This is a genomic window from Mesorhizobium loti CJ3sym (assembly GCF_000472785.1).
GTDB classification, from domain to species: Bacteria; Pseudomonadota; Alphaproteobacteria; order Rhizobiales; family Rhizobiaceae; genus Mesorhizobium; species Mesorhizobium loti_E.
Genome location: NZ_AXAL01000009.1, coordinates 1 through 15,888, shown reverse-complemented (window position 1 = coordinate 15,888; position 15,888 = coordinate 1). Strand labels below are relative to the sequence as shown.

Here is a 15,888-nt window from a genome sequence, read left to right as displayed (position 1 = left end):
CCATGCCAGCCGCCAGCCTGACCGCCGTCCGCTCCTTTGTCGAAGCACCTGCCCCTGTGCGCCCGGCGATATCGGCGGAAGGACGGCGCGCCTTCGCCTTCAAGGGCGTGGGAAAACGCTTCGGCGACGAGACCGTGCTCGACGGCATCGACCTTGACGTGCCGGCCGGACAGTTCGTTGCCGTCATAGGCAAGAGCGGCTGCGGCAAGAGCACGTTGCTCAGGCTGCTGGCCGGGCTCGACCGGCCGACATCGGGATCGCTGACGCTGGGCGCCGAGGAACAAGGCCACAGCCGCACGCGCTTCATGTTCCAGGAGCCGCGCCTGCTGCCCTGGGCGAGCGTGGTGAAAAATGTCGAGGTCGGGCTGACCGGCATCGCGTCCGGGACTGACGCCAGGCGGCGCGCGCTCGACATTCTGGGCGAGGTCGGGCTCCCCGATCGCGCCGATGAATGGCCCTCGGTGTTGTCCGGCGGCCAGAAGCAGCGCGTTGCTCTGGCCCGCGCGCTGGTCGGCCACCCGCAGATCCTGGCTCTCGACGAGCCGCTCGGCGCGCTCGACGCGCTGACCCGCATCGAGATGCAGCAACTGTTGGAGCGCATCTGGCTTGCCCAGAAGTTCACCGCGGTGCTGGTGACGCATGATGTCGCCGAGGCGGTGGCGCTCGCCGACCGGGTCGTGGTGATCAGCGAAGGCAAGATCGCGCTTGATCTGGACGTGCCCGTGGCCCGGCCCCGCCGGCGCGGTTCCGCCGAGCTTGCCCGCCTTGAAGGCACCATTCTCGACCGGCTGTTCGGTTAGGATACTTTCGGGGGCGGCAAGGCTTTGGCTGGCCGCTTAGTTGACCTTTGCGAAAGCGCCCCACCCCTTCGTCATCCTATGGCGGAGCAAGGAGCGAAGCGACGCGGCGCAGACCATAGGATCCTGCCGGGACTCCTGAGCGCCGCCACGGTTCATCATTCTGCACCGCTGCACCCTTCGACGAAGGTCGCGGCATGGATCCCAGGGTCTCCGCGACGCCGCTTCGCGGCTGCTCCGCCCTAGGATGACGAAGTTGAGGGTGGCTCGGCCAATCGCGAATGCGCTCGTTCGCGCCACTCACCCTATCGGTTCGCCCACACCAACCCGGCCAGGCCGACCAGCATGGCGACGAGGCCGATATAGAGCCATTGCGGCTGGCCGGTCATGAAGCTGCCGCCGACCACTCCGATGCCTTGCAGCGACCACAGCGCGCCTACGGCCAGCACAATCAAGGCCAGCAGATTTTTGGTCAGTCTCATTGACGGGTCTCACTTTCACAGTCGATCGATTGCGGCGCCGTGGGCGCGATGAAAGAGCCAAAGGATCTGGCTCCTTGGCGCTCATTTCTACTTGAATATCAACGCTAGGTCTTGTCAAAATAGTCCCGGATAGTGCCACGAAGATCATCAAGAATTGGTCGCGGCCTTCCGGAAAATCCCTGACAGACTGTTACCCAGTGACTCCAAACGTGTGCTCTTGCCACGGAACTGACAGATGCTTGCCGCATTTCCTGCCTTATTCGCCACCTAACGGCAGGGTCTGTCAAAAACGGAGCCACCCCTAAAAGATGAAGAACCTAAATCAGACCGCGCTTGTCGCGGTAACGATCGCTGCTGGCCTGATGGTCGGCGCTTCCGCCACTTCGGCAACCGCCGCTGCCGGCCAGTGCGGCCGTGCATCGTGGTATGCGCTGCATTCGAAGACCGCATCGGGCGAGCGCATGAACCCTTCGGCGATGACCGCCGCCCACCGCACGCTGCCTTTCGGCACCAAATTGCGGGTCACCAACCAGAACAATGGCAAAAGCGTCATCGTGCGCATCAACGATCGGGGTCCATTCATCAGGGGACGCGTGCTCGACCTGTCGAAAGGCGCCGCCGGCCAGCTCGGCTTCATCGGCTCCGGCCAGACAGCCGTTTGCATGGCGCGCATCTGATCCGATTTCCCTGGACCATGATCTCTACCGAAAACCGCACCCCGCTTTTCGGGATCATGGTCCGGTGTCCGGCATCGCCAGACACATTTCCTACACATTTCTGCACTGCACATTGAGCCGGCTCGGCCATTCCAGGCGGATTTGCAACGGTTTGGACGAAAGAACCATTGGTCACGCAACGTGACGTATTGCGTCGCAGCAATTAGTTGTTAACTTCGCCGCGAGACATTTAAGGCTCGGCGCTGCTCGTCGTCCCTTCGGTCGAGGCAGCAGCGGGGTTCTTGATGTTCTACCAGCTCTACGAAATGAACCACGCCGCCTTGCAGCCTGCGCGCCTCTACGCCGATGCGGTGCGGATGTTCTACTCCAACCCGCTCAATCCGATCTCGCACACCCCCTGGGGCCGTTCGATCGCGGCGGGCGCCGAACTGTTCGAACGCACCACGCGCCGCTACGGCAAACCGGCCTTCGGCCTCGACAAGACCGTCGTCGACTGGAAGAGCGTCGCGGTCACCGAGAAAACCGTCTGGTCGAAGCCGTTCTGCAACCTCGTCCGCTTCGAGCGCGCCCTCCCCGCCGGCCGCAAGCCGGATCCGAAGCTTCTGATCGTGGCACCGATGTCGGGCCACTATGCGACGCTGCTGCGCGGCACGGTGGAAGCCATGCTGCCCTACGCCGACGTCCACATCACCGACTGGGTCGATGCCCGCATGGTGCCGCTGGCCGACGGCAGCTTCGATCTCGACGACTATATCGACTACATCATCGAGATGTTCCACGCGCTCGGCCCCGACACCCATGTGATGGCGGTGTGCCAGCCTTCGGTGCCCGTGCTGGCGGCGGTGGCGCTGATGGAGACCAAGGGCGACCCCTTCGTGCCGTCGACCATGACCCTGATGGGCGGCCCGATCGACACCCGCCGCAACCCGACAGCGGTCAATCTACTGGCCGAGGAAAAAGGCATCGACTGGTTCCGCGACAATGTCGTCATGCACGCGCCCTGGCCGGTGCCGGGCTTCGGCCGCGAGGTCTATCCCGGCTTCCTGCAGCTGTCCGGCTTCATGAGCATGAACCTCGACCGCCACATCATCGCCCACAAGGACTTCTTCATGCACCTTGTGAAGCATGATGGCGACAATGCCGAAAAACACCGCGACTTCTATGACGAATATCTGGCCGTCATGGACCTGACGGCGGAGTTCTACCTGCAGACCGTCGACACCGTCTTCGTGCGCCAGGCCTTGCCCAAGGGCGAGATGACGCATCGCGGCACGAAGATCGATCCGTCGGTTATTCGCAACGTCGCCTTGTTTACGGTCGAGGGCGAGAACGACGACATATCGGGTCTTGGCCAGACCAAGGCGGCGCAGGATCTATGCGTCAACATTCCGGCTGACAAGAAGGCCCACTACATGCAGCCGGCGGTCGGCCATTACGGCGTCTTCAACGGCTCGCGCTTCCGCGCCGAGATCGTGCCGCGCATCGTCGACTTCATCACCAGCTATGGCCGCCAGAACCGCGTCGCGGTGAAGCCGAGGCTGGTCCGCAGCGCCAAGCGATAGCGTCACGTCGCACAAAGCGCACCCACCGGGCGCACCCACCGGCCTGACCGGGGGTGCGCGACGGTCTTGTGACAACGACCGTGCGTAAAACAAAAGTATAGCGGCAACACGCGCAATATTCCCTCGGCAAAACCAGCGGCCGGATGATTCTGTTGCACATGTGCCGCTGTCCTTCCCCGTGGGTAACCATGTCCCCAGTCCTGTGGTCGTCGCGATTGACACGGGCTGTAAATCCCCCTTAACATTTCGTTAACAACAGGGCGGACGGGGACAATGAATTCCTCAACAATCGCGAAAAGGCTGCGTCTGTGCGCGGCTGTAGCTGGACTGGCAGTCACGGGAAGCTGGCCGGCAATGGCCGCCGGAGCGATGGCGACCGGGGGGATAACCTCGCAGCCGATCGGTCACTATGATTTCTGCAAGCTGCATCCCGGCGAATGCTCGATCCGTCCGAGCAATCTGGCGCCGGCAAAAATGACCAATGGGCTGATGAGCAAGCTCGCCGGCGTCACCGCCCGCGTGAATGCCGCCGTCAAGCCGATGAGCGACATGGACATCTACGGCAAGGACGAGGTCTGGGCCTATCCCGACAAGGGCGTTGGCGATTGCGAGGACTATGTGCTGGAAAAGCGCCGCCGGCTGTCCCACATGGGCATCTCGCTGTCCGATCTGCTCATCACCGTGGTGCGCAAGCCAGACGGTGAAGGCCACTCCGTGCTGACGGTGCGCACCGACAAGGGCGACTACGTGCTCGACAATCTGACCAACAAGGTCAAGGCCTGGGACCAGACCGGCTACCGTTTCCTCAAGCGCCAGGCGATCGACAACACCGGCCGCTGGGTCTCGATCCGCGGCGGCCAGCAGATCCTAGTGGGCTCGGTTCAGTAGGAGTTCCCTTCTCCCCGTCACTATACGGGGAGAGGGTGCCGGCAGGCGGATGAGGGGCGGCGCCACCGTTTCCAGCAGCGTTCCTCACGCCACCTCAAAATTTTTCCACACCCTCCATGAACCATTTCGTCCCACCCGGCGACACACAGCTGTGAACGACGAAACCCAACCATGGAGACTTCAAATGACTGCTTTCCTGCGTAACACCCTTCTCGCTGCCATCGCCATGTCGAGCCTTGCCGGCACCGCTATGGCCGATGAGACCAAAAGCTGCTCCCACACCAACCTAAACGATCTGTGGGCCGGCAATTGTTGCGGCGCCGCCGGCACATCGGACTGCCTGCGCGGCGGCAACGGTGGTCGCGATCACGGCGACAATGGTGGCCGCGGCACCAATAGCAATGGCGGCGCTGCCGGCAAGCCCTGACCCCGCCACAGCTGCCCGCTGGCCGACGCCGGCGGGCACTGTCTTGCGGGGAACACCCGGTCGGTGCGACTACGCCCGCCGACCCAGCGCCGCGCGGATCGAGGCTGTGATGCGGCGCAGTTCCGCCTCGTCCAGCTTTTCGATGTTTTCGGCCAGAAGGTTGGCGAGCTCCGTGGCGGCGGGATTGAGACCTGACGTGTCGAGTTTCACACGCGGGTGCGAGGCTTCGGCCAGCCGCGCCAGCTCCTCGGCATCGTCCCAGATGATGTTGAAATAGCCGATGATCTTCTGGATCAGCGTCCAGGTCGGCGCACCGCGCCTGCCGTGCTCGAGCGCCGAGAGATAGGCGGCGCTGACGCCGATCGCCGCCGCCATGTCCTTCTGGCTGACGCCGCGCTCGCTTCGCAGCAGGCGCAGTTTCTCGCCGAACGGCGTCATGCGGGCTGCTCCTCAACCCTCATGCGCGCACCCGCCGCAGCCTTATGTAGAGCGCGCCGGCGCCGCCATGGTTGCGGGCGGCATGGTCGTGGCTCGAAACCAACGGCCGGAACGCCGGCGTCGACAGCCAGGCCGGCACGGCGCGCCGCAGCACACCGTCGCCGCCGGAGGACGAACCCTTGCCTGTGATGACCAGGACGTAACGGACGCCGCCGGCATGCGCCCGGTGCAGGAACGAGAACAGCAGCGAATAGGCCTCGTCCTGTGTCATCCCGTGCAGGTCGACGCGGCCTTCAATCGGCAGCCGGCCTTTCGACAATTTGTCCAGGGTCGGCTCGTCAAGGCGGTGCGTGACATGCTGCGCCTTCGGCTTTGCCGCAACCGCCGCAGTGGCGGCGGGCTGGGCCGGCTGCGCCATCGACGGTTTGGCCTCGATAGCCATGTCGGGAACATCGACGGCAGTCCTGCCCTTCAGCGGCTTGGCCGTGCGCGCCACCAGGTTCCACAGCACCCGGTCGTCCTCGCTGAGCTTATCCGGGCGCTTGATCATCAGGCGCCCCCGATCAGCGAGCGCGGCACCAGCGCATGGAAATCGGCGGCATTGCGCACCACGCCGGCGATTTCTCCGGCGGCATCGCCCGACCCGGCGAACAGATCGCCGCGCGCCGGTCCGGTGATGGCCGAGCCGGTATCCTGCGCGATCATCAGCCGCCGGAACGGTCTTTTGTCGAAGGCAGTCAGCGTCGGCGCGTCGATATAAAACGGCGTGCCGAACGTGTGCAGCAGCCGGTCGACCGCGACCGAGCGCCCCGGCGTCAGCGGCACCTTGGCCGCGGCGATCGGGCCGAGTGCTGCATCCTCGACATCAGCCTCGCGGAAGAAGATGTAGGAGCGGTTCTGCCACAGGATCTCGTCGACGCGGTCCGGATGCACCTTGAACCAGGCGCGGATCGACTGCATCGTCACCTCAGCCAGCGGTATTTCACCCAGCTCGCTCAGCACCTTGCCCGGCCCGGTAAAGCGCTGGCCTGTCTTGGCGGCGTAAGTGACGCGGCGCAGCCGGCCATCGGTCATGGCAAGCCGCGCCGCCCCTTGCACATGGATGAAGAAGGCGTCGACCTTGTCGGCCAGCCAGGCGATCTCCAGCCCTTGGCCCTCAAGCGCACCGCGCTCGATGGCACCACGGTCGAAATATTCGCCCAGTCCGCCGGGGGTCCGGCGCGCGAAGGCGAGATAAGGATCCATTCCCTGCGGGCGGTTGGCATCATCGACATCGACGAGATCGGCCGGCCGCGACAGCAGTGGCACGACAAAACGCTCCGTCCGCACCGGCGAAGCCTCGACTTGCGGCTCGTAGAAGCCGGTGACGAGGCCGGCGCCGGTCTCGGGCCGCACCAGCATCGGGACAAAATGGCGTTCGAAGAACGCGCGGGCATCCGACCCATCCAAGGGCGAGGCGGCGCGCGCTTGCGCATAGGCATCAGTGAACGCGCCGAAATCGACGCCGAGCGCACCGCTGCGATAAGGCTTTGTCAGCACATGGAAAGCGGAGCGGCGGAAAGCCTCGAAGGCCGGCAGATGGTCATCCTCGCCCCAGCCGGGGAGATCGTCGAAGGACTTTGCCGAAAAGAGAGGCGATAGCGACACCGGAGCCCCGCCGCTTTGCCGGATTCAGTCTTCTTCTTCGGTGGCGACGAGCTTCCAGTTCGGGTCGCGCGAGCGCGTGTCGCGGGCGAAGGTCCAGACATCCTTGACCTCGGCCACGGTTTCGGGATCGCCGTCGATGACCGCACCCGCCTTGTCGCGCGTCGCCGAAATCAGCTCGCTGATGATGCGCAGCGTCACGTGCGCCTCGCCGCCCTTCATCTCGGCCGAGACGATGTCGGCCTTGTCGATACCGACGAAGGAGGACTGGATTTTTTCCGCCTTGGCCTCGCGTTCGCCGATCGCGGCGACGAAACCGTCGAAAACCTCGCGCGACAACAGGTTCTTCAGCGTTTTGCGGTCGCCATCGGCATAGGCCATCACGATCATCTCATAGGCCATCTTGGCGCCGTCGACGAAACCCTTCGGCTCGAAGGACGGGTCGTTGTCCTTGATCGCGCGCAGGCCTTTGTTGAGGTCGGTGTCGGGCTTGGCGAAGGCGTCGATCGCCGTATAGGCGTCGGCCGGTGCCGGCTCGCCCGGCAGGCGCTTGCGCGGCAGCGAAACGACATTCTCGGGTTTCTGGGCGGCGTCCTTGTCGGTGCGCGCTGCCGTGTAGGGATCAAAGGGCGGCCGCTCGCTACCGGTCCGACGGCCCAGCACATTGCGCAGCTGGAAGAAGATCACCACCGCCGCGATCAGGAAGAAAATCGTGCCGAAGTCGAAGAATCCCATATCTTCCGCCAATCAATCCCTGCCCGAGGCCGGACCGCCCAGCCAACAGGCCGCGGTCGCATAGCGTTCAACATTCAAAGCATATAGAACGCAAGGTGCAATCATTCAAATCAATGGCAGGCATACCTATCTAACAGCCTCCGTGCCAGCGGCGATTGGTCGCCAGCGGGACAAAACAAACGAATGGTCGGTAAAGACTTGCGCATTTCGCTGCTTCCCTTCTTTCTCCTCGCGCTTCCGCTGCTGGAAATCGCCGGTTTCGTCATCGTCGGCCGTGAGATCGGCGCGTTGGCAACGGTCGGCCTGGTGCTGGCCTCCAGCATAGCCGGCGTGCTTTTGCTCCGGCACCAGGGCTTTGGCGTCATGGCCCGCATTCGCGCCGAGATGGAAGCCGGCCAGAACCCCAGCCGCCATCTCGCGCACGGCGCCATGATCGTGGTCGCCGCGATCCTTCTGATCATCCCCGGCTTCATATCCGATATTATCGGCCTGCTGCTGTTCGTGCCGCCGGTGCGGGACTTTGCCTGGAGCCGGTTCAAGGGCCGCATCGTCGTCGCCACCAATTTCTCGACCGGCGGCTTTCGCGGCCGGAGCCGCGACAAGGTCATCGACCTCGAAGACGGCGACTATTCGCGCGAGGACGATCTCAAGCGCGGCCCGGACCACAACTCGCCGTGGCGGCGGCTGAAGGACGATTGAGACTGTATCGATATTCAGGTGATGCCGGTCTGCAAATGGCTGATACCTGCGCTTCCGGTGCTCACGTACGAAAAGTACGCTCCGCTCCGGTTCTCGGTATCAACCATTTTCGACTCGGCCTGACCTGAATCTCGACACAGTCTGGGTCACCTCCCGTCGCAAGGCGGCAAACCTTGTCTTGTCATCCCCGCCATGCTAGCCAACGCCCGATTTCAATTCGGTCAGCAAAGCTGCCCAGGGGAAAAGGAAACGGCTCATGGCCAGCAATGATGACGCGCCGACCGGTGCGGCCAACGGCAACGGCAACGCGGCGGCGCAGCCGTCGCTCAACGTGCTCGCCCAGTATGTGAAGGACCTGTCCTTCGAAAGCCCCGGCGCGCCGAACTCGCTGCGCGGCCGCGACAAGGCGCCCGGCATCGCCATCAACGTCAACGTCAACGCCAACCCGCTCTCCGACAAGCAGTTCGACGTCAATCTGACGCTGAACGCCAAGGCTTCCTTCGACCAGGAAGTGCTGTTCAACGTCGAGCTGGTCTATGGCGGCGTCTTCGCCATCGCAGGCTTCCCGCAGGAGCACATGCTGCCGATCCTGTTCATCGAATGCCCGCGCCTTCTGTTCCCCTTCGCCCGCCAGATCATCGCCGAGGCGACCCGCAATGGCGGCTTCCCGCCGCTGATGCTCGACCCGATCGATTTCGCGCAGATGTTCCAGCAGAAGCTGGCCGAGGACCAGGCCGCGGCGTCCAAGGTCCAGGTGAGCTGAGGCTCGGCTGATAGGATTGCTCGAAAAACCCGGCCTTGAGCCGGGTTTTTTGTCAGGGCGTTCTACATTGTCCTCGGCAATGCTGGCGGGACAGCACCCCCCTCTGTCCTGCCGGACATCTCCCCCTCAAGGGGGGAGATTGGCAGCTTCTGCCTTGGCGCTGTTTCTTCCGCGTTCATCGTTGGCGAAGGCATTCATGACATCCGATCTCCCCCCATGAGGGGGAGATGTCCGGCAGGACAGAGGGGGGCGGTGACAGAACTCGGCGTAGACAGGCCTGTTCCGGACCACCCACTTGCGCCACACCCTGCGGAACACCGCATAACTCCTGCGGATTCCAGAACACTCCCCGGCATCACCTCACCCTATCATCGCCGTCTCAGGCAATGGCGCCCCGCCGGTCGCAACCGCCCCGCGTAGGCGATCAGCCGGGGCGAGCCTGCTTCCGTGCATGTCCCAAATTTGCTTCGCACCCTTGGGCGGCATGCACCAACGATAAGGGAACGACGATGAGATTCATGCTGACCGATCGGAAATTGCATCCCCGGGCCAAGCCCGTCGCCGACGATTTCAAAATGGGCGCCATCAACCGCCGCGAATATCTTGCCCTCATGGCCGGCCTTGGCGTCAGCGCCGCCGGCGCGCTGGCGCTGGGTGGCCTCGCCGCGACGCCTGCCCGCGCCGCCGAGCCCAAAAAGGGCGGCGTGCTGCGCGTCGCCATGAACGTCAAGGGGTTCAAGGACCCGCGCACCTTCGACGGCGTCGAAATGTCCAACGTCGCCCGCCACTGCAACGAATATCTGGTGCGCTGGAACACCGATTTCTCGTTCGAGCCCTGGCTGCTCGAAAAATGGGAGATGAGCGACGACGCGAAAACCCTGACGCTGCATGTGCGCAAGGGCATTTCCTGGTCGAATGGCGACACCTTCAACGCCGACGATGTCGTCCACAACCTCACGCGCTGGTGCGAGGCCGGCGTTGCCGGCAATTCGGTCGCCGCGCGCATGGGCGCACTGGTCAATGCCGACACCAAGAAGGTGGTCGACGGCGGCATCGAGAAGGTCGACGACTACACCATCAAGCTGAACCTGCCCAAGCCGGACATTTCGCTGATCGCCGGCATGGCCGACTATCCCGCTTTGATCATGCACCGCTCCTATGATGGCGACGGCGACCCCATGAAGGCGCTTGCCATCACCACCGGCCCCTGCGCCTTGGTGAAATGGGATGCCGAGACTGGCGCCGAGGTGAAGCGCAAGGACAAGCCATGGTGGAAAGGTGAATTCTACCTCGATGGCATCCAGTGGATCGACTACGGCTCCGACCCCAACGCCATGCTGTCGGCCTTCGAATCCGGCGAGATCGACACCGACCACGAAACCGCATCCGATGCCGTCTCGCAGACCGACAAGATGGGGCTGAAGAACTCCGAGATCGCCACCGGCTCGACCATCGTCGCCCGCTTCAACATCGGCAACTCGCCGTATGACGACGTCAAGCTGCGCCGCGCCGCCCAGCTCGCCGTCGACAATTCCGCGGTGCTGAAGCTCGGCCTCGACGGCCGCGGCAAGCCGGCCGACAACCACCATGTCGGGCCCATGCACCCCGAATATGCCGATATCGGCCCCGCGAAACGCGACGTGGAGGAGGCGAAAAAACTGCTCGCCGCCTCCGGCAAGGCCGACCATGAGTACGAGCTCATCTCCGTCGACGTCGAATGGCAAAAGAGCACCGCCGACGCCATCTCGGCGCAGATGCGCGAGGCCGGCCTCAAGATCAAGCGCACCGTGCTGCCCGCCGCCACCTTCTGGAATGACTGGAGCAAATACCCTTTCTCGTGCACCGAATGGCTGGGACGGCCGCTCGGCGTCCAGGTGCTGGCGCTGGCCTATAGATCGGGCGCCGCCTGGAACGAAAGCGCCTACGCCAGCAAGGAGTTCGACGACTTGCTCGACAAGGCGCTGGCAACGCCCGACGCCAAGGCCCGCAAGGAGATCATGGCCGGCATCGAGAAGAATCTGCGCGATTCAGGCATCATCATCCAACCCTACTGGCGCTCGGTCTTCCGGACCTATCGCAAGGGGGTGGAGGGCTGCGAACAGCACCAGGCGCTGGAGCAGCATTTTGAGAAGGTTTGGATTGAGAGTTAAGGCGCAGCGCGGCTCTTCCTTCTCCCCTTGTGGGAGAAGGTGGGCTCGCGAAGCGAGGTCGGATGAGGGGTGTTCCAGCTTGGCGCCAAGTCAGCACCACTGAACCAAGCAGAATTACCAACGCCTCACTCCGCTGGAACACCCCTCATCCGTCTCGGCGCTGCGCGCCGATCCACCTTCCCCCACAAGGGGGGAAGGGCAAAGCTCGCGTCAGCGCACCACCTTCACCCCAGGCGCCAATCTCCGTATCGCCGCCATCATATCCCCCTCGGAAATATCCAGCGACGACATCTCCATATGCACCGTCTTGCCGCCCCCCGGCAGCATGAGATTCAATGCATTGGCGCCTGAATACTTGATCGCCTCCGGCATCTCCCCGGTCAGCTCGAAATTCACCAGCGTCGGCCCGCCATGGTTGCCATGCACCAGGCCGACGCTTCGCACCGTGTCCCAGGGCACAAGCACATCGCCGGCGCGCCTGTCGCGAAAACCCTTGGCATCCAGCGTCACCTGAACCCCGCTGTCGAACCCGCTGCTCGCCTTGAACAGGCCCCAGCCAAGGCATCCCACGGCAAAGACAATAAGCAGGAACACCGGCCCGCGCGCAGTGTCGGTCGAGATCGAGCGAAACGCCAGCACCCCGGCGACGGCCGCACCGATGAACGGCGCGATCCCCGCAAGAGTGTTGCTGGAGGCGCTGTTGCGGATTTCGACGGGGGCGGACATGAGCGCAAGTGAAGCGCAAAGCGGGGTTTGAGTCGAGCACTCCGTGGTCGGCCTGCAGCATCGCCCAGCCCAACATTTCATGTACGGTGCAAAGCGTGCGCTGCCAGGCTGTGGACCGCCGCCGCCACGGGGCGCATGGTTGCGCTGTCGCCGGCCACGCAAATGGGCGCTGGTGCTTGAGAGTGTCAGCGTGCTCCCGCCCCCTTCGGGAGCAATGCAATGGAAGACCCCACCGGGCCGGCGCTCACTTTCCATGTGCTGCGCAGGGCATTCAAGGCATCCATCGCCGAACACCTCATCCCCGAGGCGCAATGGGCCGACCATTGCAAGGCGCTGCTGCGCGAGCTCACGGACAGGGCGCATGTCGACAGTGGCCTCGTCAACTGGATTGTTCGCGGTGAGATGGCCGGGCGGACGAGGGGAAATGGCCGGCGCGCGTGCCGGTGAAGACAATTGCCTGAGTCCCGCGCCGGCCACTGGCGACCTGATTAAGGTCCGCCGCCCGATTTTTGTAGCCGGCGGCGCGAGCTCGATCAACCAAGCCGGGCGGTTAGTACGGTTCCGTACAAAGCCGGTTGGAACCGTGGAAGACGGCGCTGTCCAGCGACAGCGCCCGGTGACCCGCCCCGCCGGGCCTTTAAGCGGACCCTATTTTCCGCAGGATTGCGATATCGGACAGGTTGCAGCCGTCACGGCCGAGAGCCTCTGGCGCCTGTTCAGCGTCGGCTTTGCATAGATCTTCTTCATGGATAGCCCCCTTAGCCCCCAATGGCCGGTGTCCAAAGGCGCCGGTATTTGGGCGATGTCAATGCGGGGGCGTGCTTCGGGGCGGGCGCGGCGCTGGTCTTCCCTTCCCCCCTTGTGGGGGAAGGTGGCCTCGCGAAGCGAGGTCGGATGGTTCCAGCTTGGCGATACGTCAACGGCGAACCGAACCAGAAAACACCAACGCCTCACTCCGCTGGAACACCCCTCATCCGTCTCGGCGCTGCGCGCCGATCCACCTTCCCCCACAAGGGGGGAAGGAAGAGCACGCCCAGCTCACCCCTCAGCCCTCACCAGCGTCCAGATCCAGCCAGCAAAAGTCAGCACCAGGAAGGGATAGCCGGCGGCGGGCAGGGGTGACGAGGTCGGCAGCAAGGGCGTGCCCCACAGCACCATGCTCACCGAGACCAGGAACAGCGCGGCGGCGACGAGCGCGGTGAGCCGCATCCACAGCGCAAAAGTGGAGGGCACGCTGATCAGGATCAGAGCCGCCGCCCAAAGCGAAATGCCGCCGACATAGGAAGGCACGCTGGCCTGCAAGCCGGCCGCATTGCCGGCCAGCAACAGCGTCTCGCCGGCCAGGAAGGTCAGGAAGCCCGCGACGAAGCAGTCATTGCCCAGCCGCTGGTATTTCATGGTGAGCAAGGCCGTCGCCACCACAAGCGCCACGCCGTCGATCGCCCAGAGGGATTCGCGCAGCGGAGCGCTGGCGACGAAGGTGCCGGCAAGGCCGAAGATGCCGCCGATGGCGAGGCCGAAAGAGGCGATGGTGTCTGGAGTGGTGTGTGTGAGGGGTCCCCAAGTTGGGCTGAGGATACGCTGGGGTGGAGCGTCCTCAAAGAGTGGTCGGCTGCGTGATGGCTCGCGAAGTGGAGGCGCTGCGGAGGGTGGCCGCCAATTCATCAGAAATGAATGGTACTTCATGCCATAATAATTACAGTTGCTGCACGCCATTTACCGGTTTGGGATAAACGCCATGTCTGAAACAATCGAGGTCAAAGCACAGCAAGATTTCTGGAAACGCTTGGTCTCGGGCACTCCGGTCAGAGCTGTTGCGGAAGTCGTCTCCAATGCGTTTGATGCGGACTCAAATTTAATAACTATTGCTGTCAAACGAAACGCACTCGGCGCAATCAGTCGTTTGCTGTTCACGGATGACGGATCTGGAATACCCTACGCCAATAACGAACATCTGTTTTCTCAGCTCGGAAATTCTTGGAAGCTTAAGGCCAGTCGCTCAATTCAGAAGCAACGACTGTTACAGGGTAGGAATGGAGAAGGTCGTTTCCGAGCACTATCTCTAGGTGAAATAGTGACCTGGCAGACCACATACAAAGATGGGGACGAGTACAAATCGTACAACATCACCGCCAGCCATGAGACCTTGGGACTCTTCGAGGTGAGTGACGTCGTAATATCAAAACAGAAATCAACCGAAACGATCGTGTCTATCGACAATATATTCCAGCGCGCCGAATGGTTCTTTACAAGAGAACGCTCAAATGAACTGGCTAGAGTATTCGCGCCTTACCTAAATAAATATCGGGCTGTATCAGTCGTATACGACGACCAGCAGATCGACGTCACGAAGATTGTCAGCGGGTCGAGCGAAGCTCGGTTGGGGCCGTATACGCTCTCAAGTGGAAAGAAAGTTCAAGCCGATCTCGAGATTATTGAATGGAATATGGCCCTCGGGAGGGCATTGTATCTGTGCGACGAAACGGGCTTTACGCTATCGGAGCGTGCACCTGAAGTCAGAGCGCCCGGCTTCGATTTCGGGGCATACCTTAAGAGCTCACACTTCGGCGAGCTCCAGAACGGCTCATTGGCCGACATCGATATGGAAGAGGGTCTGGTAAAGCTCGTTAAAGAGGCCCGCGAACACCTCTCGGGTCATTTCAGAAAGAGAGAACGGGAAAAGGCGTCGTCTCTCATCGAAAAATGGAAGAACGAGGAGGTCTACCCGTTTGGAGACAACGAGGTATCGCCAGTGACTAAGCAGGCGAAACGTATATTCAATATGTGCGCCGTGACGATCAACGATCATGCCAAGGGATTCGATGAACAGAGCCGTATGACGAAAGCCCTGTCTTTCCGGTTACTTCGAGAGGCAATCGAGGAACGGCCGCAGGAGATATCCCGGTTACTTTCAGAAGTTCTAAACCTTTCTAAGGAAAAACAGAAGCAGTTTTCGCTACTTCTCGATAGAACGAAGTTGTCGGATATATTGGATGCTGTCTCTTTCGTTGAGCATCGTATCAGCACAGCTATCGGCCTAAGGTCTCTGGTCTGCTCTGACGACACAAGATCAACGATGAAGGAACGCCAACACATCCATCAGATCGTTGAACGAAATTCATGGTTGTTTGGCGAACAATTCACGCTTGGCCAATCGGAATCGTCGTTGACGAATGCACTTCGGGAACATCTACGACAACTTAAAATGGATACGAGGGTGCTGGAGCCGGTCTTGGTTTCCGGTGGAAAGAATGCGCGCATCGATTTATTGCTTTGCCAGTCAAATAAACGAAGTGGTCGCGACGACGACCACCACCTTATTGTAGAATTGAAGCGGGCAAGTAAATCCCTGAGCTACGGTGATTTCGGGCAATTGCTAAAGTATGCAAGCGCTATAATGAAAGACACGCGATATCATAAGACGAATGTCGAATGGTCATTTTGGTTGGTGGGTACCGATGTTGCTGACGACCTCGATCCGCTCGTCAACTCAAATGACCGAGCACCAGGGTGCGCGCACATTTTTAAAGAAGGGAATGGCAAGGTGTGGATTAAGACGTGGGGCCAGCTGTTGCACGATTGCATAAGCCGGCACCAGTTTGTTCGAGACAAGCTAAATATTGCAATTACAGACGATGAGGCAGTCCATTACCTAGGGTCAGGACCTATTAAAGTTCTTGCGGAGACAGCAAACGGCTGATTCATTGGCGGTGCGAGGAGGCGCTGCAATGAGTGATTTGATCTGGCTGTCGGAGGCGCAGATGCGCCGGATCGAGCGGCATTTCCCGCTGTCTCACGGAGTGCCCAGGGTCGATGATCGGCGGATCGTCAGTGGCATCATCTTCGTGATCAGGAACGGCCTTCGGTGGCGCGACGCGCCCAGCGAGTATGGTCCCCACA

Annotated in this window: 19 protein-coding genes; 12 read left to right on the top strand and 7 right to left on the bottom strand. The window is 62.0% G+C overall.

Going from position 1 to position 15,888, the window contains the following annotated elements; translation table 11 throughout:
- Nucleotides 1–2: 2 nt before the first annotated feature.
- Nucleotides 3–800: an ATP-binding cassette domain-containing protein gene (locus A3A9_RS0113485; RefSeq protein WP_027059248.1), complete on the top strand. Its 798-nt coding sequence runs from the start codon at nucleotides 3–5 to the stop codon at nucleotides 798–800.
- A gap of 302 nt (nucleotides 801–1,102) precedes the next feature.
- On the opposite strand, the gene A3A9_RS45190 is transcribed toward A3A9_RS0113485, so the two are convergent.
- Nucleotides 1,103–1,279 (bottom strand): hypothetical protein, encoded by a 177-nt coding sequence (locus A3A9_RS45190; protein WP_202596372.1) that lies wholly within the window; start codon nucleotides 1,277–1,279, stop codon nucleotides 1,103–1,105.
- Nucleotides 1,280–1,587: 308 nt separating this feature from the next.
- Here A3A9_RS45190 and A3A9_RS0113470 point away from each other — a divergent pair, with 308 nt between their 5' ends.
- The 4 genes from A3A9_RS0113470 to A3A9_RS0113455 all read left to right on the top strand — a co-directional run bounded on the left by A3A9_RS0113470 (nucleotide 1,588) and on the right by A3A9_RS0113455 (nucleotide 4,833).
- The gene (locus A3A9_RS0113470) at nucleotides 1,588–1,956 is read left to right on the top strand and encodes a septal ring lytic transglycosylase RlpA family protein (protein ID WP_027032087.1); all 369 of its coding nucleotides are present in this window, start codon (nucleotides 1,588–1,590) and stop codon (nucleotides 1,954–1,956) included.
- A gap of 284 nt (nucleotides 1,957–2,240) precedes the next feature.
- Nucleotides 2,241–3,518, top strand: coding sequence for a polyhydroxyalkanoate depolymerase (locus tag A3A9_RS0113465; protein WP_027059247.1), 1,278 nt, complete (start codon nucleotides 2,241–2,243; stop codon nucleotides 3,516–3,518).
- A 273-nt stretch (nucleotides 3,519–3,791) separates the two neighbouring features.
- Nucleotides 3,792–4,406 (top strand): transglutaminase-like cysteine peptidase, encoded by a 615-nt coding sequence (locus tag A3A9_RS0113460; protein WP_027059246.1) that lies wholly within the window; start codon nucleotides 3,792–3,794, stop codon nucleotides 4,404–4,406.
- Between the two features lie 184 nt (nucleotides 4,407–4,590).
- A complete protein-coding gene (locus A3A9_RS0113455; RefSeq protein ID WP_027059245.1) occupies nucleotides 4,591–4,833 on the top strand; it encodes a hypothetical protein in 243 nt (80 codons plus the stop codon).
- A gap of 69 nt (nucleotides 4,834–4,902) precedes the next feature.
- Here A3A9_RS0113455 and A3A9_RS0113450 read toward each other — a convergent pair whose 3' ends face one another.
- Genes A3A9_RS0113450 through A3A9_RS0113435 form a run of 4 tightly spaced genes read right to left on the bottom strand, consistent with a single transcriptional unit; the run spans nucleotide 4,903 to nucleotide 7,650 of the window.
- The gene (locus A3A9_RS0113450) at nucleotides 4,903–5,271 is read right to left on the bottom strand and encodes a helix-turn-helix domain-containing protein (RefSeq protein WP_027059244.1); all 369 of its coding nucleotides are present in this window, start codon (nucleotides 5,269–5,271) and stop codon (nucleotides 4,903–4,905) included.
- Nucleotides 5,272–5,290: 19 nt separating this feature from the next.
- Nucleotides 5,291–5,821, bottom strand: coding sequence for a Smr/MutS family protein (locus A3A9_RS0113445; protein WP_027059243.1), 531 nt, complete (start codon nucleotides 5,819–5,821; stop codon nucleotides 5,291–5,293).
- The gene (mltA, locus tag A3A9_RS0113440; protein WP_027059242.1) at nucleotides 5,821–6,918 is read right to left on the bottom strand and encodes a murein transglycosylase A; all 1,098 of its coding nucleotides are present in this window, start codon (nucleotides 6,916–6,918) and stop codon (nucleotides 5,821–5,823) included. The genes A3A9_RS0113445 and mltA overlap by 1 nt, the downstream gene beginning before the upstream one ends.
- A gap of 24 nt (nucleotides 6,919–6,942) precedes the next feature.
- Nucleotides 6,943–7,650: a Tim44/TimA family putative adaptor protein gene (locus A3A9_RS0113435; protein ID WP_027059241.1), complete on the bottom strand. Its 708-nt coding sequence runs from the start codon at nucleotides 7,648–7,650 to the stop codon at nucleotides 6,943–6,945.
- A gap of 198 nt (nucleotides 7,651–7,848) precedes the next feature.
- Here A3A9_RS0113435 and A3A9_RS0113430 point away from each other — a divergent pair, with 198 nt between their 5' ends.
- The 3 genes from A3A9_RS0113430 to A3A9_RS0113420 all read left to right on the top strand — a co-directional run bounded on the left by A3A9_RS0113430 (nucleotide 7,849) and on the right by A3A9_RS0113420 (nucleotide 11,262).
- Nucleotides 7,849–8,349, top strand: a complete 501-nt coding sequence (locus A3A9_RS0113430) for an FxsA family protein (protein ID WP_027059240.1) — start codon at nucleotides 7,849–7,851, stop codon at nucleotides 8,347–8,349.
- A gap of 256 nt (nucleotides 8,350–8,605) precedes the next feature.
- Nucleotides 8,606–9,112, top strand: a complete 507-nt coding sequence (gene secB / locus A3A9_RS0113425; RefSeq protein ID WP_027059239.1) for a protein-export chaperone SecB — start codon at nucleotides 8,606–8,608, stop codon at nucleotides 9,110–9,112.
- A 509-nt stretch (nucleotides 9,113–9,621) separates the two neighbouring features.
- Nucleotides 9,622–11,262, top strand: a complete 1,641-nt coding sequence (locus tag A3A9_RS0113420; RefSeq protein ID WP_027059238.1) for an ABC transporter substrate-binding protein — start codon at nucleotides 9,622–9,624, stop codon at nucleotides 11,260–11,262.
- Between the two features lie 210 nt (nucleotides 11,263–11,472).
- On the opposite strand, the gene A3A9_RS0113415 is transcribed toward A3A9_RS0113420, so the two are convergent.
- On the bottom strand, nucleotides 11,473–11,988 hold the full coding sequence (locus A3A9_RS0113415; protein WP_027059237.1) for a hypothetical protein: 516 nt from the start codon (nucleotides 11,986–11,988) through the stop codon (nucleotides 11,473–11,475).
- A gap of 219 nt (nucleotides 11,989–12,207) precedes the next feature.
- Between A3A9_RS0113415 and A3A9_RS41750 the strand changes: the two genes are divergently transcribed.
- A complete protein-coding gene (locus A3A9_RS41750) occupies nucleotides 12,208–12,435 on the top strand; it encodes a hypothetical protein (protein WP_051370896.1) in 228 nt (75 codons plus the stop codon).
- On the top strand, nucleotides 12,413–12,724 hold the full coding sequence (locus A3A9_RS44800) for a hypothetical protein (protein ID WP_027059236.1): 312 nt from the start codon (nucleotides 12,413–12,415) through the stop codon (nucleotides 12,722–12,724). The genes A3A9_RS41750 and A3A9_RS44800 overlap by 23 nt, the downstream gene beginning before the upstream one ends.
- 302 nt (nucleotides 12,725–13,026) lie before the next feature.
- On the opposite strand, the gene A3A9_RS44795 is transcribed toward A3A9_RS44800, so the two are convergent.
- Nucleotides 13,027–13,674, bottom strand: a complete 648-nt coding sequence (locus A3A9_RS44795; RefSeq protein WP_245279030.1) for a hypothetical protein — start codon at nucleotides 13,672–13,674, stop codon at nucleotides 13,027–13,029.
- A gap of 52 nt (nucleotides 13,675–13,726) precedes the next feature.
- Between A3A9_RS44795 and A3A9_RS0113395 the strand changes: the two genes are divergently transcribed.
- Nucleotides 13,727–15,688 carry an ATP-binding protein gene (locus A3A9_RS0113395; RefSeq protein WP_033838542.1) on the top strand — a complete coding sequence of 654 codons (1,962 nt, stop codon included), beginning with the start codon at nucleotides 13,727–13,729 and terminating at the stop codon, nucleotides 15,686–15,688.
- Nucleotides 15,689–15,716: 28 nt separating this feature from the next.
- Nucleotides 15,717–15,888: transposase (locus tag A3A9_RS0113390; RefSeq protein ID WP_027059233.1), on the top strand; the 172-nt coding region annotated here is incomplete at its 3' end.

Bases quoted from the DNA above. Each gene is read 5' to 3' on its own strand.
- A3A9_RS0113455 (WP_027059245.1), top strand. From the start codon at position 4,591: ATGACTGCTTTCCTGCGTAACACCCTTCTCGCTGCCATCGCCATGTCG.
- A3A9_RS44800 (WP_027059236.1), top strand. From the start codon at position 12,413: ATGGCCGGCGCGCGTGCCGGTGAAGACAATTGCCTGAGTCCCGCGCCG.
- A3A9_RS0113485 (WP_027059248.1), top strand. From the start codon at position 3: ATGCCAGCCGCCAGCCTGACCGCCGTCCGCTCCTTTGTCGAAGCACCT.
- A3A9_RS41750 (WP_051370896.1), top strand. From the start codon at position 12,208: ATGGAAGACCCCACCGGGCCGGCGCTCACTTTCCATGTGCTGCGCAGG.
- secB (WP_027059239.1), top strand. From the start codon at position 8,606: ATGGCCAGCAATGATGACGCGCCGACCGGTGCGGCCAACGGCAACGGC.
- A3A9_RS0113465 (WP_027059247.1), top strand. From the start codon at position 2,241: ATGTTCTACCAGCTCTACGAAATGAACCACGCCGCCTTGCAGCCTGCG.
- A3A9_RS0113420 (WP_027059238.1), top strand. From the start codon at position 9,622: ATGAGATTCATGCTGACCGATCGGAAATTGCATCCCCGGGCCAAGCCC.
- A3A9_RS44795 (WP_245279030.1), bottom strand. From the start codon at position 13,674: ATGAAGTACCATTCATTTCTGATGAATTGGCGGCCACCCTCCGCAGCG.
- A3A9_RS0113395 (WP_033838542.1), top strand. From the start codon at position 13,727: ATGTCTGAAACAATCGAGGTCAAAGCACAGCAAGATTTCTGGAAACGC.
- A3A9_RS0113470 (WP_027032087.1), top strand. From the start codon at position 1,588: ATGAAGAACCTAAATCAGACCGCGCTTGTCGCGGTAACGATCGCTGCT.
- A3A9_RS45190 (WP_202596372.1), bottom strand. From the start codon at position 1,279: ATGAGACTGACCAAAAATCTGCTGGCCTTGATTGTGCTGGCCGTAGGC.
- A3A9_RS0113445 (WP_027059243.1), bottom strand. From the start codon at position 5,821: ATGATCAAGCGCCCGGATAAGCTCAGCGAGGACGACCGGGTGCTGTGG.
- A3A9_RS0113450 (WP_027059244.1), bottom strand. From the start codon at position 5,271: ATGACGCCGTTCGGCGAGAAACTGCGCCTGCTGCGAAGCGAGCGCGGC.
- A3A9_RS0113460 (WP_027059246.1), top strand. From the start codon at position 3,792: ATGAATTCCTCAACAATCGCGAAAAGGCTGCGTCTGTGCGCGGCTGTA.
- A3A9_RS0113415 (WP_027059237.1), bottom strand. From the start codon at position 11,988: ATGTCCGCCCCCGTCGAAATCCGCAACAGCGCCTCCAGCAACACTCTT.
- A3A9_RS0113435 (WP_027059241.1), bottom strand. From the start codon at position 7,650: ATGGGATTCTTCGACTTCGGCACGATTTTCTTCCTGATCGCGGCGGTG.